The organism is Maricaulis sp. (genome assembly GCF_030149425.1).
Classification (GTDB): domain Bacteria; phylum Pseudomonadota; class Alphaproteobacteria; order Caulobacterales; family Maricaulaceae; genus Maricaulis.
This window is the reverse complement of the sequence record NZ_JASBRQ010000038.1, coordinates 33,444-58,081: the sequence shown is the minus strand read 5'-3', so window position 1 is coordinate 58,081 and position 24,638 is coordinate 33,444. Positions and strand designations below refer to the sequence as shown.

The 24,638-nt window shown below is 61.0% G+C and carries 22 protein-coding genes; 7 read left to right on the top strand and 15 right to left on the bottom strand.

Annotation, left to right across the window (positions count from 1 at the left end):
• Nucleotides 1-48 precede the first annotated feature (48 nt).
• Complete coding sequence (locus tag Q1V57_RS06000) at nt 49-1,038, top strand: GGDEF domain-containing protein (RefSeq protein ID WP_300528630.1); 990 nt, start codon at nt 49-51, stop codon at nt 1,036-1,038.
• Here the strand turns inward: Q1V57_RS06000 and Q1V57_RS05995 are convergent, their stop codons facing one another.
• From Q1V57_RS05995 to Q1V57_RS05950, 10 genes are read right to left on the bottom strand one after another with little or no spacing between them, the layout of a single operon-like run.
• Nucleotides 1,039-1,629 carry a glutathione S-transferase N-terminal domain-containing protein gene (locus tag Q1V57_RS05995; RefSeq protein WP_300528628.1) on the bottom strand — a complete coding sequence of 197 codons (591 nt, stop codon included), beginning with the start codon at nt 1,627-1,629 and terminating at the stop codon, nt 1,039-1,041.
• A 4-nt stretch (nt 1,630-1,633) separates the two neighbouring features.
• Nucleotides 1,634-1,990, bottom strand: a complete 357-nt coding sequence (locus tag Q1V57_RS05990; protein ID WP_300528626.1) for an iron-sulfur cluster assembly accessory protein — start codon at nt 1,988-1,990, stop codon at nt 1,634-1,636.
• An 8-nt stretch (nt 1,991-1,998) separates the two neighbouring features.
• On the bottom strand, nt 1,999-2,433 hold the full coding sequence (locus Q1V57_RS05985) for an SUF system Fe-S cluster assembly protein (protein WP_300528625.1): 435 nt from the start codon (nt 2,431-2,433) through the stop codon (nt 1,999-2,001).
• A gap of 8 nt (nt 2,434-2,441) precedes the next feature.
• Complete coding sequence (locus Q1V57_RS05980; RefSeq protein WP_300528623.1) at nt 2,442-3,683, bottom strand: cysteine desulfurase; 1,242 nt, start codon at nt 3,681-3,683, stop codon at nt 2,442-2,444.
• Complete coding sequence (gene sufD / locus Q1V57_RS05975) at nt 3,680-4,711, bottom strand: Fe-S cluster assembly protein SufD (RefSeq protein ID WP_300528621.1); 1,032 nt, start codon at nt 4,709-4,711, stop codon at nt 3,680-3,682. Before sufD ends, Q1V57_RS05980 begins: the two co-directional genes overlap by 4 nt.
• Nucleotides 4,712-5,476, bottom strand: a complete 765-nt coding sequence (sufC, locus tag Q1V57_RS05970) for a Fe-S cluster assembly ATPase SufC (RefSeq protein WP_300528619.1) — start codon at nt 5,474-5,476, stop codon at nt 4,712-4,714. It abuts the gene before it with no gap.
• Between the two features lies 1 nt (nt 5,477).
• Nucleotides 5,478-6,218, bottom strand: a complete 741-nt coding sequence (locus Q1V57_RS05965; protein WP_300528617.1) for a hypothetical protein — start codon at nt 6,216-6,218, stop codon at nt 5,478-5,480.
• Entirely contained in the window at nt 6,215-7,717 is a 1,503-nt protein-coding gene (gene sufB / locus Q1V57_RS05960; RefSeq protein WP_300528614.1) for a Fe-S cluster assembly protein SufB, read from the bottom strand. Before sufB ends, Q1V57_RS05965 begins: the two co-directional genes overlap by 4 nt.
• A 2-nt stretch (nt 7,718-7,719) precedes the next feature.
• Nucleotides 7,720-8,871 carry a cysteine desulfurase family protein gene (locus Q1V57_RS05955; RefSeq protein ID WP_300528612.1) on the bottom strand — a complete coding sequence of 384 codons (1,152 nt, stop codon included), beginning with the start codon at nt 8,869-8,871 and terminating at the stop codon, nt 7,720-7,722.
• 3 nt (nt 8,872-8,874) lie between these two features.
• Nucleotides 8,875-9,342 carry an Rrf2 family transcriptional regulator gene (locus Q1V57_RS05950; protein WP_300528609.1) on the bottom strand — a complete coding sequence of 156 codons (468 nt, stop codon included), beginning with the start codon at nt 9,340-9,342 and terminating at the stop codon, nt 8,875-8,877.
• Between the two features lie 208 nt (nt 9,343-9,550).
• Between Q1V57_RS05950 and Q1V57_RS05945 the strand changes: the two genes are divergently transcribed.
• Entirely contained in the window at nt 9,551-10,234 is a 684-nt protein-coding gene (locus Q1V57_RS05945; protein ID WP_300528606.1) for an alpha/beta hydrolase, read from the top strand.
• A 59-nt stretch (nt 10,235-10,293) separates the two neighbouring features.
• Here Q1V57_RS05945 and Q1V57_RS05940 read toward each other — a convergent pair whose 3' ends face one another.
• Nucleotides 10,294-11,400 (bottom strand): anhydro-N-acetylmuramic acid kinase, encoded by a 1,107-nt coding sequence (locus tag Q1V57_RS05940; RefSeq protein WP_300528604.1) that lies wholly within the window; start codon nt 11,398-11,400, stop codon nt 10,294-10,296.
• Between the two features lie 61 nt (nt 11,401-11,461).
• Here Q1V57_RS05940 and tyrS point away from each other — a divergent pair, with 61 nt between their 5' ends.
• On the top strand, nt 11,462-12,709 hold the full coding sequence (gene tyrS, locus Q1V57_RS05935) for a tyrosine--tRNA ligase (protein WP_300528602.1): 1,248 nt from the start codon (nt 11,462-11,464) through the stop codon (nt 12,707-12,709).
• Here tyrS and Q1V57_RS05930 read toward each other — a convergent pair.
• Nucleotides 12,706-16,227, bottom strand: a complete 3,522-nt coding sequence (locus Q1V57_RS05930) for an AsmA-like C-terminal region-containing protein (protein WP_300528600.1) — start codon at nt 16,225-16,227, stop codon at nt 12,706-12,708. The genes tyrS and Q1V57_RS05930 overlap by 4 nt on opposite strands.
• 102 nt (nt 16,228-16,329) lie before the next feature.
• On the opposite strand from Q1V57_RS05930, the gene bcp reads away from it, so the two are divergent.
• The 4 genes from bcp (at nt 16,330) to Q1V57_RS05910 (ending at nt 19,464) form a co-directional block, all read left to right on the top strand.
• Nucleotides 16,330-16,803 carry a thioredoxin-dependent thiol peroxidase gene (gene bcp, locus Q1V57_RS05925; protein WP_300528598.1) on the top strand — a complete coding sequence of 158 codons (474 nt, stop codon included), beginning with the start codon at nt 16,330-16,332 and terminating at the stop codon, nt 16,801-16,803.
• Nucleotides 16,800-17,645: a ferritin-like domain-containing protein gene (locus Q1V57_RS05920; RefSeq protein WP_300528597.1), complete on the top strand. Its 846-nt coding sequence runs from the start codon at nt 16,800-16,802 to the stop codon at nt 17,643-17,645. Before bcp ends, Q1V57_RS05920 begins: the two co-directional genes overlap by 4 nt.
• A gap of 90 nt (nt 17,646-17,735) precedes the next feature.
• On the top strand, nt 17,736-18,950 hold the full coding sequence (locus tag Q1V57_RS05915) for a peptidoglycan DD-metalloendopeptidase family protein (RefSeq protein ID WP_300528595.1): 1,215 nt from the start codon (nt 17,736-17,738) through the stop codon (nt 18,948-18,950).
• Nucleotides 18,951-19,017: 67 nt separating this feature from the next.
• Nucleotides 19,018-19,464, top strand: coding sequence for a polymer-forming cytoskeletal protein (locus Q1V57_RS05910; RefSeq protein WP_300528592.1), 447 nt, complete (start codon nt 19,018-19,020; stop codon nt 19,462-19,464).
• An 80-nt stretch (nt 19,465-19,544) separates the two neighbouring features.
• On the opposite strand, the gene prfB is transcribed toward Q1V57_RS05910, so the two are convergent.
• From prfB to Q1V57_RS05895, 3 genes are all read right to left on the bottom strand, one after another.
• Nucleotides 19,545-20,676, bottom strand: a protein-coding gene (prfB, locus tag Q1V57_RS05905; RefSeq protein ID WP_300528590.1) for a peptide chain release factor 2 whose coding sequence is annotated in 2 segments (ribosomal slippage) — nt 19,545-20,606 and nt 20,608-20,676 — 1,131 coding nt in all. Because the reading frame shifts where the segments join, the coding sequence is not laid out codon by codon here.
• Between the two features lie 67 nt (nt 20,677-20,743).
• Nucleotides 20,744-23,245 carry a penicillin-binding protein 1A gene (locus Q1V57_RS05900; protein WP_300528588.1) on the bottom strand — a complete coding sequence of 834 codons (2,502 nt, stop codon included), beginning with the start codon at nt 23,243-23,245 and terminating at the stop codon, nt 20,744-20,746.
• Nucleotides 23,246-23,335: 90 nt separating this feature from the next.
• Complete coding sequence (locus Q1V57_RS05895) at nt 23,336-24,538, bottom strand: N-acetylmuramoyl-L-alanine amidase (protein ID WP_300528585.1); 1,203 nt, start codon at nt 24,536-24,538, stop codon at nt 23,336-23,338.
• Nucleotides 24,539-24,638: the final 100 nt, after the last annotated feature.

Below are 24,638 nucleotides of genomic sequence, written 5' to 3'. Positions count from 1 at the left end.
TTGCTTGGAAATGAGGGGCAAGAGCTCGCGGCAAAAGCGCTAGAGCTCATGGCGGAACACTCTGTCCCGCCGACGCCGGAAAACTATGCTGTCTGGATTTCCTTCGCGACCGACAGCAACCCGGAACTCTGCGCCAGCATCACCACCCGCATTGAGGCCAAGGAAGAGTTTTCCGAGACCTTCAATGCCGAGCTGTTTGAACAGTATTTCCAGTGGCGCGCCATCCAGGATGCCATCCTGGAAAGCGGCGGCGTCATGTCCCGCGAACTCGGTGCCGTCAAGGAAAGCCTTGCCGCCGCGGAACGCGACACAGCGGCCTACGGGCAGGCGCTCGAAGGCGCCTCCAGCAAGCTCGAAGGCGTGACCGACCAGAACGGAATCAAAACCCTGGTGGAGTCCCTCGTCTCGGCCACGGCCAAGATGCAGCGCCGCTCCCAGGACCTTGAAAAACGCCTGCAGGAAACCTCCAACGAGGTCACTCAGCTGCGCTCGAATCTGGAAAAGGTTCGCGAGGAAGCCATGACCGATGCCCTCACCGGCATCGCCAATCGCAAGCGCTTTGATGAAAGCCTGCGCAAAGCCAAGCGGCGCGCGGACACCACCAAGGAACCGCTCAGCCTGGTCCTGTGTGATATCGACTTCTTCAAACGCTTCAATGATACGTGGGGCCACCAGACCGGTGACCAGATCATCCGTTTTGTCGCCGGCTGTCTGACCCGTCACTCCCTGGATAACCACCTAGTTGCGCGTTATGGCGGCGAGGAGTTCGGTATCGTCATGCCGACGACCGCCGTCACCGACGCGGTTCATATCGCAGAGAAAATCCGCAAAACGGTGGAATCGAAAAAACTGCTGCGCAAATCCACCAATGAGGATCTGGGCAATATCACGGTTTCGCTTGGGATAGCGAACTATACCGGTGAGGAATCGATCGAGGAGTTGATCGAACGCGCCGACAGCAATCTTTACCGATCAAAGACCGAGGGTCGCAACCGCGCGACCTCCGATGCGGCGCTGAGCTCGCGAGACGCCGCCTGATCACCCGTCAGCCGGCGGGCTCGTCACTGCAAAACTGTCCCGTTCCGACCAGAATGCATGCAGAGTCACGAGGTTTTCGCGGCCCTTGCGCCAGCCTGCTTCAGGATAGCGGAAATCCAGATAATCCAGCGCGATCGCGATCGTCAGACCGGCAAATCCGAGCGGCTCACCCAGCCCGCCTGCCTCGTCTTCCAGCTGATCCAGCGCCCGGGCAATGCCGCGCTCGCGACGCGTGATCCAGTATTCACTGTAGAGGGCTTCGTCCCGCACCATCTCGACCCGGCGCCCAACAGCGAGATCGATCAACCCTGACCCCAGGGTTTGCAGACGCCATTCATCCCAGTCTTCGGTCCAGGGCTGCCCCGCCTGCGCCGCGAGATAAGTCCCGATGAGCAGGCTCTCGGTGAGGGCCCGGCCGTCATCCATGATCAGGGCCGGCACGCGGCCCAGCGGATTGGCAGCCAGCAGGACATCACCATCCTTGAACGGATGGGCATCAACCTCTTCGACCGTATCGCTGAGACCGAATTCGCGCACCAGAACCCGGCATTTACGGGCATAGGGCGAGGTATCGGAGACCAGAAGCCTCAAGGCTTCAGGCTTCCTGAACGGGGATGATGGTGACGCTTTCACCACACCCGCAAGCATCGGTCTGATTGGGGTTATTGAAGGTGAACTTGGAATGCAGGGCGGTCACTTCATAATCGATCTGGGTACCAAGCAGGAACAGCAAGGCTTTGGATTCCAGAACGATTTCGACGCCCTTGTCCTCCACGCGTTCATCCATGGCGTCTGGAGCCTCGACATACTCCATCACATATTCCATGCCGGCGCAGCCGCCATTCTTGACGCCGACGCGAAGGAAGCCCTTCTCGCGCGACGCCATAATGGATTTGACCCGTTCTGCGGCAGAATCGGTCAGGCTGACAGCCTTTGGACGTTCACGCATCATGGCTCTCCCTAGAACATGTTGAGCGCAAGACGCGCTTCGTCGGACATTCGCTCAGGCGTCCATGGCGGCTCGAATGTGAGCTCAACAATGGCTTTTTCGACGCCGTCGACCTGTTCAACCGCGTCCTTGACCCAGACCGGCATTTCGCCGGCGACGGGACAGCCCGGCGCCGTCAGGGTCATCTCGACCTTGAGCGAGCGATCGTCTTCCAAATCGACCTTGTAGATCAATCCCAGCTCATAGATATCGACGGGTATCTCTGGGTCAAAAACGGTCTTGAGCTGGGTCACGATGTCATCGGTAATGCGGGCGAGTTCCTGCTCGGGAATAGCGCTTGCCGGCGCACTTTCGTCAGAGCCGGACTCGTCTGCAACAGGTTCAGCCGGCGCCGGCATTTTGGCGCCAGACAGATCAATCACATCGCGTTCGGTATTATCGGTCATCTTGGTTCCTAGATGAGGAAATCTCGGGCCTTCTTCAAGGCCTCGACGAAAGCATCGGCTTCTTCAACGGTATTATAGACAGCAAAGCTCGCACGCCCGGTAGAGGACACGCCCATACGGCGCATGAGCGGCTGAGCGCAATGATGTCCAGCACGAATGGCCACACCGTATTTGTCGACGATCTGGGCGATGTCATGCGCATGCACGCCAGCCATATCAAAGCTGATAATGGCGCCCTTTTCCTGTGCCGTGCCGATCACGCGGATGCCGTCAATCTCCGCGAGACCGCGCATGGCACGATCGAGCAAGGCCCGCTCATGGTCGAGGATCGCCTTGCGATCATAGCGCTCGACCCAGCGGATTGCGGCGCCCAGGCCGATCGCATCGGCAATCGGCGGCGTCCCGGCCTCAAACTTGTGCGGCACATCGGCAAAGGTGACGTGGTCCTCGTAGACATCGGCGATCATTTCGCCGCCACCATGATAAGGCGGCAAACGGTCGAGCCAGTCGCCCTTGGCGTAGAGCGCACCGATACCGGACGGACCGTAGAGCTTGTGACCGGTAAAGACAAAGAAGTCGCAATCGAGTGCCTGCACATCGACATCGAGATGCACGGCCGACTGGGAGCCGTCGAGCATGACCGGGACGCCAGCCGCCTTGGCCATCTTGATCACCCGGGGGGCATCAACGACCGATCCCAGCACATTGGACATGTGGGTGACCGCGATGAGCTTGGTCTTCGGCCCGATCAATTCGGACAGATGTTGATAATCCAGCTCGCCCTCATCGGTCACCCGAGCCCATTTCAGCTCGGCGCCGATGCGATCGGCAATCAGCCGCCAGGGCACGATATTGGAGTGGTGCTCCATCTGCGAGATGATGATCTCATCGCCGCTTTTCCACAGCTGGCCGAAGCTGGCTGCCAAAAGGTTGATGGCCTCCGTGGTGCCGCGCGTGAAGACGATTTCATTGGTCGAGCGCGCATTGAGAAAACGCCGCACATCCTCGCGTGCAGCCTCGAAGGCCTCGGTCGTCTCATTGGCCAGCGTATGCAGGCCGCGATGCACATTGGCGTATTGCGCACGATAAACGCCGGCCACGCTTTCAATCACGAATTCCGGCTTCTGCGCCGAGGCGGCACTGTCGAGATAGACCAGCGGCTTGCCGTTCACCTCACGCTGAAGGATCGGGAACTCGCCACGAATGCCCTCGACATTGAGCGGAAGTTTGATCGGGGTCTGAGCCGTCATCCGATCGCTCCCAGGCGCTGGCGCAGAATTGCGGCCAGTTCGTCACGCAGGACGTCATCACTGATCATGTCCAGCGGTTCGGCAAGGAAGCTCTCGATCAACATGGCTCTCGCCTTGACCTCGGACAGTCCGCGCTGGCGCATATAGAACAGGGCGGTCTCGTCAATCGCACCCAAGGCATTACCGTGCGCGCATTGGACGTCGTCGGCATAGATTTCCAACTCCGGCTTGGCGTCGATTTCAGCGCGGTCGTCCAGCATCAGGGCGCGGTGAGTCATCTTGGCGTCGGTCTGTTGTGCCGCCTGCTCCACCTTGAACTTGCCCTGGAACACCCCCTGGGCCTGCGCTGCTGCGGCGCCTTTGACCAGTTGATGCGTCACCCCGCCCGGCCCGGTATGGGACACGGTCGAGGTGAAGTCGGCATGACGGCCTTCTTCAAGCAGGTAGACGCCACCGATCTCGACCTCAGCGCCCTCTCCGGCATGAGTGATATGGGTCTCATTCCGCGTCAATTTGGAGCCAAAGGTGAGCGCGATCTGACGGTAATGCGACTGCTTTGAGACCCGGATACGCGTGCGTACCACGGGGATACTGTCCTGCGGCGTATCGCCCAGAACCACGCGTTCTAGCACAGCGCCCTCGCCGAGGCTGATCTCAAGCCGAGCCGTTGGAAAGGCACCGTCCGCGAGCTTATAACGCTCCTTGAGCACGACACGGGCACCGGCTGGCACATCGATTTCCAGGCTGGCGACCGAAATACCCGGCTCAGCAACCAACTCAAGCGCTGCATCCTCAGACACCGTCAGCCGATCAGCGGCGGTCTCACCATTGATCAGGAACCGGGCCTGTCCGGCCGTTTCGATGCCCTGGCTGGCGCGGCGCAGATCCGACCATTTCCAGGCTTCGGCCCGCTTGGTCGGCAGACCGAAACGCACGACGGCATCGCGGGCGGCCGCGCGCCAGTCCTCGGCGCCATCGAGCAGGTCGATCAGCGTTTTTTCTGCGGGCGTATGCGTGATTGCACCCATCTAGGCGGCCTCACCGATGAATTTGTCATAGCCTTCTGCTTCCAGCTCATGCGCCAGTTCCGGACCGCCGGATTTGACGATACGGCCATTGGCCATGACGTGGACGACGTCGGGTTTGATATAGTCGAGCAGGCGCTGATAGTGGGTGATGACCAGCATGCCCCGGTCTTCCGAGCGCAGCGTGTTGACGCCCTCGGCCACGGTCTTGAGCGCATCGATATCGAGACCGCTATCGGTCTCGTCGAGAATCAGGAATTTCGGCTGCAGGATGAGAGCCTGCAGGATTTCCATGCGCTTCTTCTCGCCGCCGGAAAAACCGACATTGACCGGACGTTTGAGCATGTCCATCGACACGCCGAGCGCCTTGGCCTGCTCGCGGATAAACTTCATGAATTCCGGCGCCGGCATTTCCTCTTCACCACGCGCGGTACGCTGGGCGTTGAGGGCTTCCTTGAGGAAGGTGATGGTCGGCACGCCCGGGATCTCGACCGGGTATTGGAAGGACAGGTAGAGCCCCTTGGCGGCGCGCTCTTCCGGCTCCAGCTCGCCGAGCTCTTCGCCGAGAAACGCCATTTCACCATCGGTGACGTCATATCCGTCCCGGCCGGTCAGAACATAAGACAGCGTCGACTTGCCCGACCCGTTCGGGCCCATGATGGCATGCACTTCGCCGGCGGGAACATCCAGAGAGAGCCCTTTCAGAATGGCTTTTTCCTCGCCGTCCTGGGTCTCGACCTTATTGTGGAGGTTATTGATTTTCAGCATTTTATTCCTCTCCCATGCCCGCTTCGCAGCGTGTGAGAATGTCATTTGCATTGAGGCCGCTGGCGGCAAAGGCCGGGCCCTGGTCCAAGGAGCAGGTCTGCTCCGCCATATCGGTATTGAGCGCGTAAACAAGCGTCAGGCCCGCCTCATCCAGGCGGTAGCGCTCAATGACCCAGCTGACAGCACTGGAACGCGCCGAGATCGCCGCCAGGCCCGACTGGTCATCGTAAGAGAGCCCCAGACCGCTCACCTCGCCCGCCTTGTCCAGCGCGCCGTCCAATTGCTGGTAGACCGACCAGTTGGTATTCACATTGCCCAGATAGGTCGGCACCATCAGCTCGAGCAGGCCGTCATTATTGACGTCGGCGAGCTCAGGATTCCCGGACGACGAGACTGTCTCTTCAAAGGTCTGGTAGTCACCGCCGTCGAAGGGGTTCACCGCGATGGTCAGCGCGGATGCCCCACGGAAGCCATCATCCTCAACGGGACCATAGTCGAAAAAGACCAGCATATCCTCGCCCAGAGCCAGGACGCAGTCGGTGCGGCCTTGGTCATAAGCCAGGCTGTCGCAGGACGGTGCAGCCGCGACGCGAGCCGTGATCAGCTCTTGCTCAACCTCCGACGTGGCTTCGACGCTCTCAACCGGAGCGACTGCGGCCTCTTCGACCGTATCGCTCACGCCGCAGGCCACCAGCGAGACAGCCACCAGTCCAACGATCAAGCTCTGTTGGAGCTTCATCACCCCACACTCCCCTCAAGGCTGACCTTGAGCAGTTGCTGGGCCTCGACCGCGAATTCCATCGGCAGTTCCTGCAGCACCTCGCGCACGAAGCCATTGACGAGAAGCGCGGTCGCCGCCTCTTCGTCGAGACCGCGCTGGCGGGCGTAGAAGAGCTGGTCTTCCGACAGTTTAGTCGTCGTCGCCTCGTGTTCGAGCACGGCTTTCGGCGTCTTGCACTCGACATAGGGCACCGTGTGGGCGCCGCACTGATCACCGATCAGCAGGCTGTCACACTGGGTGAAATTACGCGCGCCCTCGGCCTTGTTATGGACCGAAACAAGACCGCGATAGGTCTGATCCGAGCGCCCGGCCGAAATACCCTTGGAAATGACGCGGCTCGTCGAGCCCTTGCCGAGATGGATCATCTTGGTGCCGGTATCGGCCTGCTGACGGCCATTGGTCACGGCGATGGAATAGAACTCCCCGCGCGAGTTTTCGCCGCGCAGGATGCAGGACGGATATTTCCAGGTGATCGCGGACCCGGTCTCGACCTGGGTCCAGGAAATCTTGGAATTCTTGCCGCGGCAATCGCCCCGCTTGGTGACGAAGTTATAGACCCCGCCCTTGCCGTTCTCATCGCCCGGCCACCAGTTCTGTACCGTCGAGTATTTGATCTCGGCATCGTCCAGCGCGACCAGTTCCACAACCGCGGCGTGGAGCTGGTTCTCATCGCGCATCGGCGCGGTACAGCCTTCCAGATAGGAGACGTAGGCGCCCTTGTCGGCAATGATCAGGGTGCGCTCGAACTGGCCGGTACCTTCCGCGTTCATACGGAAATAGGTCGACAGCTCCATCGGGCAGCGCACGCCCGGCGGCACATAGACAAAGGACCCGTCGGAGAAGACCGCCGAATTCAGCGTGGCGAAGAAATTATCCGAGGTCGGCACGACCGAGCCGAGATACTTCTTCACCAGCTCCGGGTGATCGCGCATCGCCTCGGAGATGGAACAGAAGATCACACCGGCCTTGGCCAGCTCGGCCTTGAAGGTGGTCACGACCGACACCGAATCGAACACCGCATCTACCGCGACCTTGGGAGCCTGGCGCGCTTCCGCTGCGCTTTCAGCCGCGCCTTTGACGCCAAGCAGGACTTCCTGCTCTTTCAGCGGAATACCCAGTTTCTCGAAATCCTTCAGGATCTCCTCGGGCACATCGTCAATAGACTCGTATTTCGCGCCCGCCTTCGGGGCAGCAAAATAGTGGATGTCCTGATAATCGATCGGCGGATACTCGACCTTGGCCCAGGTCGGATCCTTCATCTGCTTCCAGCGCTCAAGCGCATCCAGACGCCATTCCAGCATCCATTCCGGCTCGTTTTTCTGGGCCGAGATATAGCGAACGATATCCTCGTTCAGCCCCTTCGGCGCGAGCTCGGTTTCGACATCGGTGGTGAAGCCGTACTTGTACTTATCGGCTTCGAGCTTCTTGACGTCTTCAATGGTTTCTTTGACTGCAGCCATGGTCAGGCGGTCTCTTTTATTTTCGGTTGGATGCGGGCCCAGGCGCCAGTCCAGGCGCTGATCGCCGCATCGATATCATCTTCAGTCGTCGGCCAGCCGAGGCTGATCCGAATGACACCCTCAGACAGCGTCTCGTCCAGCCGTAAGGCCGTGCCGATTTTCGAGGCCTTGGCCTTGCCGGAGGAACAGGCCGCTCCGGCAGAGATCGAAACCCCGGCCAGATCCATCGCCAGGACCTGGGTTTCCCCACGCCAGCCCGGTACGGCAAGCCCGATCGTATTGGGCAGGCGCGGCGCGTTTTCGCCCAGCACGACGACACCGGAATGAGCGCTGCGTATCGCGTCGATTGCCTTGTCGCGCAAGGCGCCAAGCGCAGCGAAATCTGCAAGGCTGGCAACCGCTTGTTCAAGCGCCAGCCCCATGCCGGAAATACCCGCGACATTCAGGGTGCCAGACCGGCGCCCCTTCTCCTGGCCGCCGCCATGATTATGGCGGGCGATCGGCGCGTCGCAGGCGGCAATCAGGGCACCGACGCCCTGCGGGCCACCGAACTTGTGCGAAGCGATGGCCATGTAATCCGCGCCAAGCCCAGCGAAATCGACCGGTATCTTGCCAGCGGACTGCACCGCATCAACGATCAACAGGCCGCCCTGGGCCTTCACCAGACCGGCCGCTTCGGCAACGGGCTGGATCGTCCCGATCTCGTTATTGGCCAGCATGAGCGCGAGAACCGGAACACCGTCATCGGCAGCGTTCCATCGGTCCAGGCGGTTCGCCAGCCACGTCAGGTCAACAACACCATCATCACTCACCGGAACGGTCTCGACCGGCAGGTCGCTCGCTTCAGCGGTTACAGCAATAGCCTCATGCTCGACCGCGGAGACCAGGAGCCGCTTGGCACCGCCAGCAGCAATGACGCTGTTGAGGGCCAGATTGAGCGCTTCCGTGCCGCCACCAGTGAAGATCACATCCTCGGCCCGCGCGCTCAGCGCCTTGCCGATCTGCCGCCGGGCGGTTTCAACCCGCTTGCGCATGGCCTGACCATGGGAATGAACCGAGGAGGGATTACCCACCTCGGTCATGATCTCGGCAATGAGTGCAGCCACCTCCGGCCGCACCTGCGTCGTGGCATTGTGATCCAGATAGACAGGCATTGCTTACTCGGCAGCCTCTGCCCGCAGGCGGTCATTGGCACCGATCGCACCGGATGCCGCACCCAGGAGTCGACGCTCGAGCACGTCTTCCAGGGTGATCGAGCTCAGGAAGAGATAAATATGGCGTCCCAGCTCGTCCCACAGGTCGTGGGTGATGCAACGGCGGCCATCCGCGAGACAGCCCTTGGCTTCGGAACACCGGGTCGCGCGCAGCGGCTCATCAACGGCAACGATGACGTCAGAGACGCGGATTTCACTCGGTTCGCGGCTCAGACGATAGCCGCCACCGGGGCCGCGGATCGAGGACACAATGTCCGCGCGGCGCAGTTTGGCAAAGAGCTGTTCCAGATAGGACAGCGAAATGGATTGGCGCGATGCGATATCGCTGAGCGTGACCGGACCATCCTGGCTCGCCGAGGCGAGATCCGCCATAGCCATGACGGCATAACGTCCCTTGGTGCTAAGCTTCATGTGTCTACCTCCTTAAATGCTCGCATCTTTTACCGTGATCATGCTAAGACGCGTCGCTTCGGGGCGGGGTTTGGTGCCTACTGAAATCGGTGTGCAGCCAATACCCGACCTAAACGGTCAAGTAAATGTGCTCGGTCAATCAGGGTTTCAATAGCGCAAACCCGATTTTTTCACCGTCCTGCACACAGACAAGGAAAAGGCTCGTTGAATGCCTGACGTGATCATTCCCGGCCCGGCCGGCCGGCTGGAAGGGCGCTACAGCCCGAGCGAAGACGAAACCGCACCGATTGCCCTGATTTTGCACGCTCATCCGCTCGGCGGCGGCAGCATGGACAATCCGATTGTCGAGATGCTCTACGATAATTTCCGCAAGCGCGATTACGCGACGCTGCGGTTCAATTTCCGCGGTGTCGGCCGCTCCCAGGGCAGCTATGACCAAGGCCTTGGCGAGCTGTCCGATGCAGCGACCGTCCTTGACTGGGTCCAGGGGTATAATTCCGGCGCGCGGTTCTGCTTCGTGGCGGGCCATTCATTCGGCGCCTGGATCGGTATGCAGCTTCTGATGCGCCGCCCGGAGATCGCTGGTTTCATTTCCATCGCCCCGCCGACCAATATGTATGATTTCACCTTCCTGGCGCCCTGCCCGGCCTCTGGTATCATCATCAATGGCGGTGCCGACAAGATCGTGCCGCCGGACGATGTCGAGCGGGTTATGTCGAAGATCCGTGTTCAAAAGGGCATCGAGATCACGCGTGAGATCATTCCGGACGCCAACCACCTCTTCACCGAGCACCAGGAAGTGCTGGAGAAACGCATCGATACCTATCTCGATGACCGCCTTCCGATCGTTGAGAAGGAACGCTCCGAGCGGCAAATGACCGGCAAGCGCTAGACGCGCTAAATACGCTTCATTCAAAAGCCCCGGCATTCGACCGGGGCTTTTTCTTTGTCCTATCCGGGCTCGGCCCGGCGCCCGCCACAAACGGGCGCTTGGCACCCCGTCGTGGAGGGAAGACTGGTCGGCAAGCCCTTCTCGACCCGGGCGGCGAGCCAGGCGAAAGCCTCGGCCTCCATCAAATCACCATCCCATTCCATGGCTTCGACCGGCTCGACCTTAAACCCGAGTCGAGCGCTCAGACGTTGCATCAACACCGGGTTATGCCGCCCGCCGCCGGTGATGAAGACCTGACGCGCCTGTCCGATAGAGTTCAGCGCCTGGACAATGCTCAGGGCCGTGAACTCAACCAGCGTCGCCGCTCCATCCTCGGGCCCGAGACCGCACACCGGATCCAATGAAAAATCCCAGCGGTCGAGGGATTTGGGCGGCGGTTTTGAGAAATAGGCATGGGCCATCAACTGTTCCAGCACAGTCTCGTTCACTGCCCCGCGCGCCGCCAAGGCACCGCCCTCATCAAACGATTTGCCGGTATGTTCCAGCATCCAGGCGTCAATCAAACCATTGCCGGGACCGGTATCGAAGGCGATCGGGTCACCGGCCTCCGGCACCCAGCTGACATTAGCAACACCGCCGATATTAACGATCGCGACAGGCCCTTGCAGATCCGCGCCACGCACCAGGGCTTCATGATAGAGCGGAACGAGCGGCGCGCCATGCCCGCCCGCTTCCATGTCCGCCGAGCGGAAATCGAAAATCACCGGTATCCCTGTCGCGTGCGCCAAAGCCTTGCCCGACCCGATCTGCAAGGTCCGGCCGGCACGACCGCCTTCTGGAGCCCGGTGGATCACTGTCTGGCCATGAAACCCGATCAGGTCGACCTCGTCCTCGAGCAACATGACATCACCAAGAAGCTCACCGACTACATCGGCGTGGGCCCGGGTCAGGACCGACTCGGCGGCATCGAATTCCGGCTGCGGGCCGCTAAAACCCCAGTTGAGGGCCGTGTCGACGGCCGCCTGCAGCACCGCGCGTTCATGGGCGCTGTAGGCGCGATAAGACGACGCCAGCTGGGTGACGACATCCTCACCATCGGTGGTGATCAGGGCGCCATCCACACCATCCAGCGAGGTGCCGCTCATCAGGCCGATCACACGCTTCATGCCCTCTCCTCTTTTCACGTCCCCAAACGCGTCCTAGAAGCGCTCTATCAGGAGAAGTCCAATGAGTGAATACAAGTCCGATCTGGTCCGCACACTGGTTGAACGCGGCTATCATTTCCAGTCCACCGATCTGCATACGCTCGACGAGCGCGCGCTGAAGGGCCCGATCACCGGCTATATCGGTTTCGATGCGACCGCATCGAGCCTGCATGTGGGTTCACTCGTGCAGATCATGATGCTGCGCGTCATGCAGAGAACCGGTCACCGGCCGATTGCCCTGATGGGCGGCGGCACGACCAAGATCGGCGACCCTTCCGGCAAGGACAAATCCCGCTCCATGCTGACCGAAGAGCAGATCGAGGCCAACAAGCAAAGCATTCTGAGAGCCTTCCGGCCTTTGATGGATTTCGGTGACGGCCCGACTGACGCCATCCTCTGTGACAATGACGAATGGCTCTCCGAGTTCGGCTATATCGATTTCCTGCGCAAATTCGGCCCGCATTTCACCATCAACCGGATGATGACGTTTGAGTCGGTCAAGCTGCGCCTCGATCGCGAACAGCCGCTGACCTTCCTGGAATTCAACTACATGCTTTTGCAGGCGGTGGATTTCCTGGAACTGAACCGGCGCTATGACTGCACCCTGCAGCTCGGCGGCGGTGACCAATGGGGCAATATCATCAATGGCGTCGAACTGTGCCGTCGCGTGGACCAGAAGGAAGTCCATGCTTTCACGACGCCGCTGATCACCACAGCTTCCGGTGCAAAAATGGGCAAGACGGCGGATGGCGCCATCTGGCTCAATGCCGACATGCTCAGCCCCTACGAGTACTGGCAGTTCTGGCGCAATACCGAGGACGCCGATGTTGGCCGTTTCCTCAAGCTCTTCACCGATCTGCCGCTCGACGAGATCGCCGAGCTGGAAGCGCTCGAGGGTGCGGCCATCAATGACGCCAAGGTGCGCCTGGCCAACGAAACCACAGCGATGATGCATGGTGCTGATGCCGCTCGCGAAGCGGAAGAAACGGCCAAGCAGACCTTCGCCCAAGGCAAGACCGGCGCGGCCCTGCCGACGGTTGAATTTGAGGGCCTGGACAGCGGCGAGGTTGGCCTGATCGGTCTGTTCGTCGAAGCCGGACTGGCGGGATCAAACGGCGAGGTTCGCCGGCACATGAAATCCGGTGCCGCCAAGGTCAATGACCAGCCCTTGACCGACCCCTATGCCAAGGCCAGTGCAGACCTGCTCGTTGACGGCGCGATCAAATTGTCCGTTGGCAAGAAACGGCACGCCCTGGCCAAACCGGTCTAGCCGTCCGACGGCTCGGTTTCCGGTGCCGGATCATCGGCTGGGTCATTATCGGATGAAGACCTGTTAGGCATCGCATCAAGCTCACGCTGCAATTGTTCGAGCAATTCAGGTGGCAGCACGTTCGGGAGGGGCGGATCCTCGGCTTCGGCCTCCCGCTCGCGTGCCGCCCGCTCTGCCGCAGTGCCTTCGAATATCCTCCGGAACACGCCCGGTGCAATCACCGACAGGGGATTGGCGAACACGGTCAGGCTGTCAAACGGGCCTTCCACGGAATAGGTGATACCGAAGATGCCCTCGCCCGGCCGCGACACCAGAATATCGCCAATCACAGGCAAGTCACCCAGCATGGAATTAACGGCATAGGACGGCGCCAGATTGCCGTCGATCGCGGCCAGCTCGCCGGCGAAATCAACGGTCCCTGCCGCCGTGACACCGAGCGAACTTCCCGTCGCCTGCGCTTCGCCAACGGTCAGGAGCTGGTCCTGCAGCATGATGTCCGCATCGACATTTTCAAAACGGATGCCGTCTCCGTTGAGGAGCGCGCCGAGGCCCTCAAACGAACCGGCGGCCAGAATGCGGGCCAGGACGGGCACTTCAACCAGGATCAGATTGTCGATCTCGACCCGCGCTTCGAGCGGTCCGGGAACGCCCAGCGGCGGTGCCTCACCGAGCACGGACATCTGCCCGCCGCGGATGTAGCCGTCATACCCAAGCAGTCCGGACAAGCGCTCAAGAGACTGCGTTTCAATGCGCAGTTCACGCCGCCCCCCGTCCTCAACAGCACCGAAATTGGCAAAGAATGGCCCCGCATCGGAACGCCCCGAGATCGATGCGGCGCGCACGCCCTCCGCCTCGGACCGCCAGATCACGCTGAAATCATTGAGCACCGAGCTATCGGAAACGACCAGGCTGGCGACATCGAAGGTCAGCGATAGCGGCACGCCCTCCTCGCCGCCCTGGAAACGGTTGATATGTTGAAGAATTTCCCGCGCATCGACATATTCACCGGACAGTCGGGCGGTAAAAGGTGCGCCCTCCTCCGCCGGCGCAGCCAGGCGTCCGCCAATGTCCATGAAGCCTTCAATATGGAGCTGATCAATGACGGCTTCGACCAGTCGGCCCTGCTGTGACAGAACCGCCGAGGCTGCGACATCCACCCCTTCAGTCTGAGCCAGAATTTCCTCGAAGACATAGTCCCCGTCGTCATTCCGGGTCAGCGTGAAGCCGGCCATTCCAGGCACGCCAGCTTCCTTCACCCAGACCGATTCGGGAGCCTCAAGGACCGCATTGGTGAGATCGGCATCGAGGTCGATACTGTCGATGTCCAAGCCATTCGACCGCGCCCGGGCCTCAAGCGCGACCTGGCCACTGAGGTAACGGCGGGCGGGAATACCGAACAGGTCGAGCGCGCGAGCGCCGACGTCAGCGGAGAGCTCAAACGTTGTTGACGGTGTCTCCTCGTCGGCCTGGAAATTCTCGCGCCAGACAATCGAGACCGGAGTATCAGCCAGCACCGCGGTACCATTGGCCAATAAACCGCCCTGCTCGACCTCGATATCCACAACGCCCTCGCTCAGGGCGAACGGCGTATCCGGCACACTGATTGAGGCGTCGGCAAAACTGCCGCGGATGACAAAGGGAATGTCTTCCGGGGCAACCTCGGTCAGCATGGCACGGCGTATTTCGAATTCGACTTCCCCGGCTCCACCGACCGAAGCGGGATCAATCCCATAGTCTGACGGGAAGCCGAGCGGTTCCTCATCAATCAGCGCGAGGATGTCGGAAGCCTGTCCGCGCGCGCGTCCGCCATAACGGGCCATGGCGCCCTTGGGGTTGAGCCGCGGGATATCGACATAGCCATCAATAAGCTCAATCTCGCCAATACGGCCGCCGGTGAGATACGCTTCAAAGGCATTGCCATAAAGCACCGCCCGCCCCATGCCCTCGGTGATCGGCGTCATGGTCGAAATATAGCGTACACGGGCGTTCTCGACATCGAAGGACAAGTTGAGACGGTCGTTCGCCAGCGCTCCCTCGGCAATTGAGGCCGCATCGATATCCATGAATATCTGAGCGTTATAAAAGCGCCCGCCGAGAATACCGTCGACGATCCAGCTGCGGGCGCCATCAGCCAGTTCGACCGGCCAGTAGGCCAGCACGGTATCAACCGTGATGTCGCCCTCAACCGGGCCCTCGAGGCGCAAATTGGGCAGCCAGCGTCCCTCCTCAACCTCGCTCAGAGAGGTCTCCCCGCTCAAACGTGCAGACACACCATCAAGCTGAAAATCGAGCGCATCGAAGACCAGGCGGCGTTGGCTGAGATCTGCACTACCCGTCGCCGTCAGGCCTTCCCAGCGCGGTGGCCGGGAGAAAATCTCACCCATGTCGACGAAACCGGGACCTGCTTCAAACTGATAGACCCACTCGGTCGGCAGGGCTCCGATATAACCGCCGAGCTCGGAAATCTGTCCGCTCAGACTGCCTGCTACAACATCTGAATCGACCTCCCCCCTGGTCACGGTGAGGGCTCCGGCCACAGGGTCAAAATCCAACGCCAGCTGGGCACCGCGGAATTCCCGGTCAACGCCCTGAGAGAGAATGCGGCCGGCTCCCACTTCAAGCTCGAGCGAGGCCGTGCGGATACCCGAATCCCGGCGGGCATCCATTACCAGGTCGAAGCTCAAAGGAGCATCGAGACCGCCGAGTATCGCTAACGGCCCCTGGTCCGGCGCGACCGTGGCCAGCGAGAGATTATTGATCCGGGCCTCCAGCAGCAGCGCGTTCAGCGCTGCGCCAGCCTGCAGCCGTATATCGAGCTGGGCAAAGCCGGAAGGCGTCGCGAGTTCGCCATGCAGCTCGGTCAGTATCCGGCTTTCATTGCGATCAAGGACAACGCCCGCATCATTGACCAGCCAGGCAATACCACTGAGCTCGTCGACAATACGGACACTGGCGTTTTCCACCTGCACGAAGCTGAGCTGCCCGAGCCCCCCATTGGTGGTTTGCGGGTCCTGTAACAAGGCAAACAGGGACGCACTGTCATCGCTCCCGCCTTCGGGCTGACGGGCATTGGCTCGCACCCGCTCGACACCGCCCAGCCCGGCTCCCACGGCACCGTCTGCGCGCCGCACGACAGAGATCGAGCCTCCATTGATGGACAGGCTGACAGGCTCGATACGACCAAACAACAACGGGCCAACCGCTACGCCGGCCTCGATACGCGGTGCACGGGCGACCAGTTCGCCATTGGCCTGGGCTACGCTGACATCGGCTGCCGTCACAACCAGCGCGCTGCGTTCCGCATCATACCGGGCGCTGAGTTCACCCAGCGCGACGACATCGCCCTCAAACACATCGGCGATCATGGCCTGAGCGTCAGCGCGAAAAAAGTCGAGATCGAACGGGCCCGAAGACAAACGCCAGAAAATTGCGCCCAGACCAAAGATCGCCAGAGTGATAAGGACGACGATCGCCTCGAGCACATAAATCAGCGTCCATTTAAGCGACTTGCGCACCATTATCGGGCCGTCCCTGCGCATTGCGCACTGGACGCGGCGACGAACGCGCGCAATTTACCGCTTCGGCGACACCGAATGGTATTCGATCGAAAGGACATTGCGATGAGCGAACTCAAAACTGGCGACCTGGCTCCGGATTTCAAAATGCCAACGGACGGCGGCGGCACGGTCGAACTTTCAGACCTCAAGGGCAAGACGGTCGTGCTGTATTTCTATCCCAAGGACGATACGCCGGGTTGCACGACCGAGGCCATCGACTTCAGCACGGCGAAGGCAGAATTTGACACGGCCGGCGCGGTGGTCATCGGCGTTTCCAAGGATACCGTCGCCAAACACGACAAATTCAAGGCCAAACACGACCTGTCGGTAATTTTAGGTTCCGATGAGGACAGCGGTGTCTGCGAAGCCTATGGTGTGTGGGTTCTCAAGAAGATGTACGGCAGAGAATATATGGGCATTGAACGCGCCACCTTCCTGATCGGCCCGGACGGCACGCTGCGCGAAATCTGGCGCAAGGTGAAAGTCAAAGGCCATGTTGAAGCCGTGCTCGACGCGGTGAAGACCGTCGCCGCATGAGTTTGAGCGCACCGGATATCCAGGCTGCGGCCCTTGCCGTGCTGGCAACGCCGGAACCGCGGGGAAAGGCGGCTGCGGCCCGGACCGTTGCCGCGGACTGGCGGTCCGGTGCGTTGAGCCTTCCGGGGGAATGGCGCACCAGCGCAGCCATGCCGCCTCCGGCACGCCCGGCTGCGCCGACCCTGGTCCCTCCAGGCGAAGTTCCGCGGCGGCGGCTGAACTCACCGCACGGGCGCATCGCCCTGCTCCATGCCATCGCGCATATCGAGTTCAACGCCATTGATCTGGCATTTGATCTGATCGCCCGGTTTGGCGGAGATGCGCGAATTCCGGAATCGCAGCGGCGGGCATTCATCGATGACTGGATCGGCGTGGGCGATGACGAGGCGCGCCATTTTGTCATGGTCGAAGACCGGTTGAACGAGATGGATGCGCGCTATGGCGATCTGCCTGCCCATAGCGGGCTCTGGGATGCCGCCGAGTCGACCGCCCATGATCTCGCCGCACGCCTAGCCGTGGCCCCGCTTGTGCTGGAAGCCCGCGGTCTTGATGTCACTCCGGGTATGATCGAGCGTCTACGCTCGGCAAATGACCATGACAGCGCCGCTGTTTTGACGGTGATCTATAACGAAGAGATCGGTCATGTCGGCGCCGGTGCGCGCTGGTTCGGCACAATTTGCAGCACCATGGAGGCCGATCCACAGTCGACCTATCAGGCCTTGGTCCGCAAACACTTCAAAGGCGGTCTGAAAATGCCGTTTAATTTCAAAGCAAGACAAGATGCAGGCCTGCCGGAAGACTTTTACTTACCCTTGGCGCAAACGGGCCCGGGTTTTGCATAAGGGTCTGTTGATATTTGGACGAGTTTTGTGTCACATCCCTTCGGGGCCTTGGGGCAAGCGTAGACAAGCGGCGTACGAATGTTCGCAAGCGTGAAAGACGCGATTTGGGGAACAGCACAGCGCTGGTTCCCGGATCGGCAAATTTACCATCGCAGCGATGGTCAGGTGCGCTATTTCGCCATCTCGACCGGACTGCAGATATCGGCCCTGCTTAGTGCAGCTGTGCTGGCCTGTTGGCTATGCTTCACCACTGTGTCGGTCGCCTTCCATGGTGCCGCCCTGGCGGAGAAGGACCAGGAAGTCGACGCCATGCAGCGAGAGGCCGAGCGCATTGTCGCGGAAGCCCGCGCCAACGAAGTGTCCGCGCGCGCCTTTGTCACATCGCAAATGCAGACCTTCGATGAGACCGCGGTGGAGTTCGAAGTCCGCCATGAACGCCTGCGCCGGCTACTCGACTTCGTCGAACGCATCAGCGGCGACGAGATCATGCCGTCTCCGACCGGCAGCGACGGTTCGGTTTTGATGGCCGCAACCCCCGCTGACCCGGCACCGCGCGAGGCGCGCGATATCCCCGTCAGCGTCGCGGCCCTGTCCGATTCGCCGGAAGACCAGATCAACTTTCTGATGTCCGAGCAGGATGTGGCCCTGGCGCGCGCCGAAAACGCGACAGAAGCGCAGTTGGAAAATCTCCGCGCCATTTTGCGTCTGACCGATCTCGACATTGAAGATGTCGTTGCGAGTGAGCGCGATAGCGAGGAACAGGGCGGCCCCTTCCTGCCGATCAGCGAAAGCGGCTTTGCCCCGGGCATCGAGCTCGACGGTCAGTTCGAAGGCCGGATCAATCGCATCGCGGCGCGCCTGATGGAAGTGAATGAGCTGGAGCAGTTCGCCGCTCAGGGCCCGTTTGGCCCGCCAATCTCTGTGCCGCACCGCCGCACCAGTGGCTTTGGTCTTCGGCGTGATCCGTTCAACGGCCGCCCGACTCAGCACCGCGGCCTCGATTATGGCGCCTACCGTCGCGCACCGATTGTTGCGACCGGTCCCGGAGAGGTCATTTACGCAGGCTGGCGAGGCGGTTATGGTCGAACCGTGGAGATTGATCACGGCTACGGTTTTGTGACCCGCTATGCTCACCTTCACGAAATTGCAGTGCGTCGCGGCGACAGCGTTGAGCGCGGTCAGCAGATCGGGGGCATGGGGTCGACGGGTCGAAGCACCGCAACGCATTTGCACTATGAGATCTGGTACAACGGTTCGGCTATTGATCCGGACAGATTATTGAGAGCGGGACGCTATGTTCAATAAGTCTAACAAAGACACCTCCACCCCCGATGCGCTGCAGCAAAACAGTGCGCCGCCGAAAAGGACAGCCATGAAATCCAAAGCCCCTTCCATTCTTTCCGGCGACCTCGTGCTGACCGGTTCCATCGCCTCTGAAGGTGAAGTTCAACTCGACGGCTCCGTTGAAGGCGATATCCGCGCCGGGTCCTTGATCATTGGCGAGGAAGCTGTGGTCAACGGCGAAGTCATGGCCGAGACGGTCGTGATCCGCGGTCGCGTCAACGGCTCTGTTCACGCGCGCCAGGTTCAGCTGGCTTCGACGGCCCGCATCGAAGGCGACATCGTGCACGCGGCCCTGTCCGTGGAAAGCGGCGCTTTCTTCGACGGTCATTGCCGTCACGCCTCTGATCCGCTGAGCGAGAAGTCGGGCGCGCCGAAAGCCCCGAAGGCCGACACCGCAGCCGTTCCGCCGGCACCGAGCAAATCCTCGGTGACCTCGATGGAACCGCCGGTCGCAGCCAATAAGAGCTCGGCCTAAGCGCCACTCGAAATCGTTCTCAATGAAAACGGCGGAGCCCCTGGCTCCGCCGTTTTTGTTTTGAGATAGCTAATGGAGGACTAGGCCTCAGCCTCGTCATCGCCGCCGACCCGCGCGGCCAGTGCTGCGGCCATGAAGGCATCGAGATCGCCATCGAGTACCGCACCGGTGTTGGACGTCTCCACCTCGGTGCGCAGATCCTTGACCATCTGATAGGGTTGCAGAATGTAGGACCGGATCTGGTGGCCCCAGCCGATATCGGTCTTGCTGTCGGCTTCGGCCTGGGCCGCCGCCTCGCGTTCCTGCAGCTGGATTTCATAGACCCGTGCGCGCAGCATGTCCCAGGCCGAAGCCCGGTTCTTATGCTGCGACCGCTCATTCTGACACTGCACGACGATCGGCCGTTCCTGGCCGGGCATGTCATAGGTGAGACGCACCGCGCTATCGGTGGTGTTGACGTGCTGCCCACCAGCGCCGGAAGCGCGATAGGTGTCGGTGCGAACCTTGCCCTCATCGATCTCGACCTCGATATTGTCGTCGATCAACGGATAGACCCAGACGCTGGCGAAACTGGTATGGCGCCGGGCGCTGGAATCATAAGGGGATATCCGCACCAGGCGATGCACGCCGGCCTCGGTCTTGAGCCAGCCATAAGCATTCTCGCCCTTGACCAGTAGCGTTGCGGATTTGAGCCCCGCCTCATCACCGGCCTGTTCCTCGATCACCTCGACCTTGTAGCCGTGGGCGCTGGCCCAGCGGGAATACATGCGCGACAGCATGGACGCCCAATCCTGCGCTTCGGTACCGCCGGCGCCCGGGTGGATTTCGATATAGCTGTCATTGCCGTCCGCCTCGCCAGACAGCAGCGCTTCCAGCTCAGCCCGCTTCATGCGTTCCGATAATGCGGTCAAACCGGAGGCGGCATCCTCTACGAGGCTGTCATCGCCCTCCATCTCGGCCAGTTCGAGCAGTTCAACCGTATCGGCGAGCTCGGTCTCGGCCTCATTGATCAGCTTGATGGCATCGTCGAGCCGGTTGCGCTCACGCATCAGGCTCTGGGCCTTTTGCGGATCATTCCAGAAGTCGGGATCTTCCGACCTCGCATTGAGCTCGTCTAGGCGTTTCTGGGCAGTATCCCAGTCAAAGACGCCTCCTCAGCAAGCCTACGGCCTGCTGGATTTCGTCGGACAGGGTCTGGATATCAGCGCGCATGGGCGAATCCGGTTCAGCAATCAGGAGGTTTCAGAGGTAATCAGAGCCGGGCGGGCAGACAAGCCGGTCAATACAGCCCGCCAATTCCCTCTTCCTCTTCCGAATCCTCATCATCACCCTCTTCTTCCTGCAGCAGCAAGGACAAGGGGTCATCGCTGACGGAAGAACGCGCAAAGCTCAGCCCGCTCTCCTCCTCCGGGGATTGACGCGAGGGTTCAGTGCCCGGGCGGAAAGCCTCCAGGATCACGCCGGACTGGCCCAGCACACCCGGCTCACCCGTCAGGCGATTGATCGGCACCAGGCGCACGCCTTCCGGCACGCGGAACGGCGCTACCGGATAATCACCGATCACGTCTTCAAAGAAGTCCCGCACAATCGGCGCTGCAACACGACCACCGGCCTCGCCGCTGCCCAGCTGATAGGGGGTATCAAAGCCGACATAGACACCGACAATCAGGTCCGGGCCGAAACCGACAAACCAGGCATCACGGAAGTCATTGGTCGTACCGGTCTTGCCGCCGAGCGGCCGCCCGAGCGAGCGCAGAGCCGTACCCGTGCCGCGCTGAACGGCACCTTCGAGCATGTGCACAACCTGATAGGCCGTCACCGGGTCTACCACTTCCTCGCGCGTTTCGGGGAAGAAGGGCTCAAGCAGCTCAGCCTGCCACTCCTCAACATCACAAGTCTCGCACTCACGCTGTTCATGGGCGAAAATAGTGGCCCCGGTGCGGTCCTGGACCCGGTCGAGAATGGTCGGCTCGACACGGCGGCCGCCATTGACCAGCGCGGCGTAGGCGGAAATCAACCGGTAGAGCGTGGTTTCACCGGCGCCGAGCGACATCGCCAGAACCGGGTCGAGTTCGTCATAAATACCAAAACGGACGCCGTAATCGGAGATCGGGCGCATACCCATTTCCTGGGCCAGGCGGACCGTCATGACATTGCGCGAGAGCTCCAGGCCCAGGCGCATGGTCGACATGCCGTAATAGCGTTCGGAATAGTTGGACGGCATGTAAAAACGCTCGTCCGCACCGCCCGACGCTACGAAAGGCGCATCCAGGATCAAGCTGGCCGGCGTGTAGCCATTATCCAGCGCCGCTGCATAGGCAAAGGGTTTGAAGGAGGAGCCGGGCTGACGCCGGGCCTGGGTCGCGCGATTGAACTGGCTGTGCTGGAAGGAATAACCGCCCATCATTGCCAGGACACGGCCGGTATGCGGATCCATGGCCATGATGCCGCCATTGATCGCAGGCACCTGGCGCAAGGAATATGTATCGGGCTCCTGCACCTCAGCGGTGGGATAGCCCGCAAGCACGACATCACCAGCAGACAGAACCTCACCAGCGGTACGAACCACCGGGCCCAGCTCGCCATCGGGCAGGTTCTGCCTTGCCCAGCTCAGCTCGGCCATCGGGATCGTGCCTTCGCTGCCGTCCTCGAAGCGGATTGAAGCGGCCGCATCGCTGACGTCCACGACCAGCGCCGGCATCCACCCGTCATCGAGATCGCGCGGAATGGTCACTTCCTCGAAGCGCTCTTCCCAGCCCTCGCCCAACTCGATCGTGCCCAGGACACCGCGATAGCCATGGCGGCGGTCATAGGTCTCCAGACCATCGCGCAGCGCCCGGCGAGCAGCCATCTGCATGCGGGTATCCAGCGTGGTGCGGATCGACAGACCGCCATCATAAAGCTCGTCCTCGCCATACATGGAGAAGACCTGGCGACGCACATTCTCTACGAAATACTCCGCCGCAAGATAGTCATCGCCGGACAGACGCTCTGCGATCTGCAATGGATCCTGTGCCGCCTCGCGCGCCTGCTCCTCAGAAATATAACCATTGGCCGCCATGCGAGAGAGCACCCAATTGCGACGGTCGATCGTGCGTTCCGGGTGGCGGATGGGATGGAAACGGGCCGGGCCGTTGACGACGGCAGCCAGGAGCGCGCTTTCCGACAAGGTGAGCTCATCGAGCGATTTGTCGAAATAGTTCAGGGCGGCTGCTGCGGCCCCATAGGCCCGCTGACCGAAATAGATCTCGTTGAGGTAAAGCTCGAGTATCTGGTCCTTGGTGAAGGCCCGCTCGATACGCCGCGCCAGGACCATTTCCTGCACCTTGCGCTCCAGCCGCTGGGCCGAGGACAGCAGGAAATTCTTGGCAACCTGCTGGGTGATCGTGGATGCGCCTTCGAGGCGCTCGTCACGAAGCACGTGGCCGACATTGGCAAAGGCAGCGCGAACAATACCGCGGAAATCCAGCCCGCCGTGCTCGTAAAAATTCTTGTCCTCTGCGGAGACAAAAGCATGAACCAGGCTTTGCGGAATGTTCTCGATCGGCATGAAGACCCGGTGTTCCCGGGCATATTCGGCAATCAGTCGACCATCACCGGCATGAACCCGGCTCATGATCGGCGGCTCGTATTCTGCCAGCTGTTGATAATCCGGCAGATCCGAGGTGACACGCACCACATAGACAGCTGCCGTGACAAAACCGGCAACGGCAAGCACTGCTGCGGCGGCACCGCCCCAAAGCGCAGCGCGCATAACATTGCGAAGCGTGAAAATCTTCATCGCACTCTCTGGCCTACTTCCCCATGCCGCAGTGTTGTAAGCGGCAACCCGGCGACATTATGACGATAAGGCGTGACTGTGGAAAGCGTTTCAGCGGGCCCGCAGGCTGGCAGATGCAGCAGGCTCGTCGTCATCCCCCCGACCCGCAAAATAAGCATCAATACCGCGCACAACGGATGACATCTGGTTGCGGCGGAAGCGCTCGGACAGGAGATTGCGCTCATCCGTGCGGTTCGACATGAACCCCATCTCGACAAGAACGGCCGGTACACGCGGATCGAGAAGCACGAACAAATTGGCCTGGCGATGCGGATTGGTCAGTAGCGGGCTGCTGTCATCGAGATGGTCCAGAAGCACCTGAGCGAAAACCGAGGACTGGTTGCGCTTTTCGCGCAATTCGAGCTCGACCAGAATATTGTTCACGTCCGCCTGATCGGTATGCGCCGCATCCTGGCGCGCCCGGTTGCGGGCCCGGTTCTCGGCGCGGTCATTGAGCGTGTAGACGGAGGCTCCGCGGACATTGGGATTGCGCGACGCATCTGCATGCAGCGACAGGAACAGGTCGGCGCGGGCTTCAGCCATAACACCGACACGCTGCTCCCAGGACGGGTAGATATCGCGGTCCCGGGTCATCAGAACCTGGTAGCGGCCGGTCGCCTCAAGCTGGCGGCGCAATTCGCGGGCCGCGGCAAGCGTAACCGTGCTTTCATGCGTGCCGCCAACACCGATCGCCCCCGGGTCATGACCGCCATGGCCGGCATCGATCACGATGACACGGCGCTCCCGTGCGGGCGGCGTGTAGACTGCTTCAACCCGCTCGGCGATAAGGCTGTTCATATCGCCGATGCGGTGATAGCCGGAATTATCCCGGAAGGCTTCCTGGCTGGTCCGCTGAAGATCGACGACCAGACGGTAATTGCTGCTGCCGGAAGCAGGATCGAGCGCAAATTGCTCGGAAATCACCGCCGGGTGCTCAAGCTCGAATACAATGCGCGAAGACGCTTCGGAGTTGTTGAAGAAGCGGAAATCATCGACCAGACCGCGGCCAACGCCCTCGCCCATCTCAAGCCCGTCGACCTGCCAGGATGACGCCGGAAGGTCGATCACTAGGCGGCTGGACACACCGTCCAGAGTGAAGGCCCGGAAGTCTGCCGGTTCGGTAGTCTCGACGACGACCCGGGTCCGGCTTTCATCGCCGCCGAAGCGCACGGAACGGACTTCCTGATCCGCCTGGGCCGGTGAAACGGCCAGGATCGAAGTGATCGCCAAGACTGCAGCTGTCAGAATACGCATCCACTTACCATCGCATACGCCGCGATTCTTTCCACGGCTTTTGATGTACTCTAACGCACGGAACTTGACGTTTGGTTGATGAAATCAATCGATAGCCCGC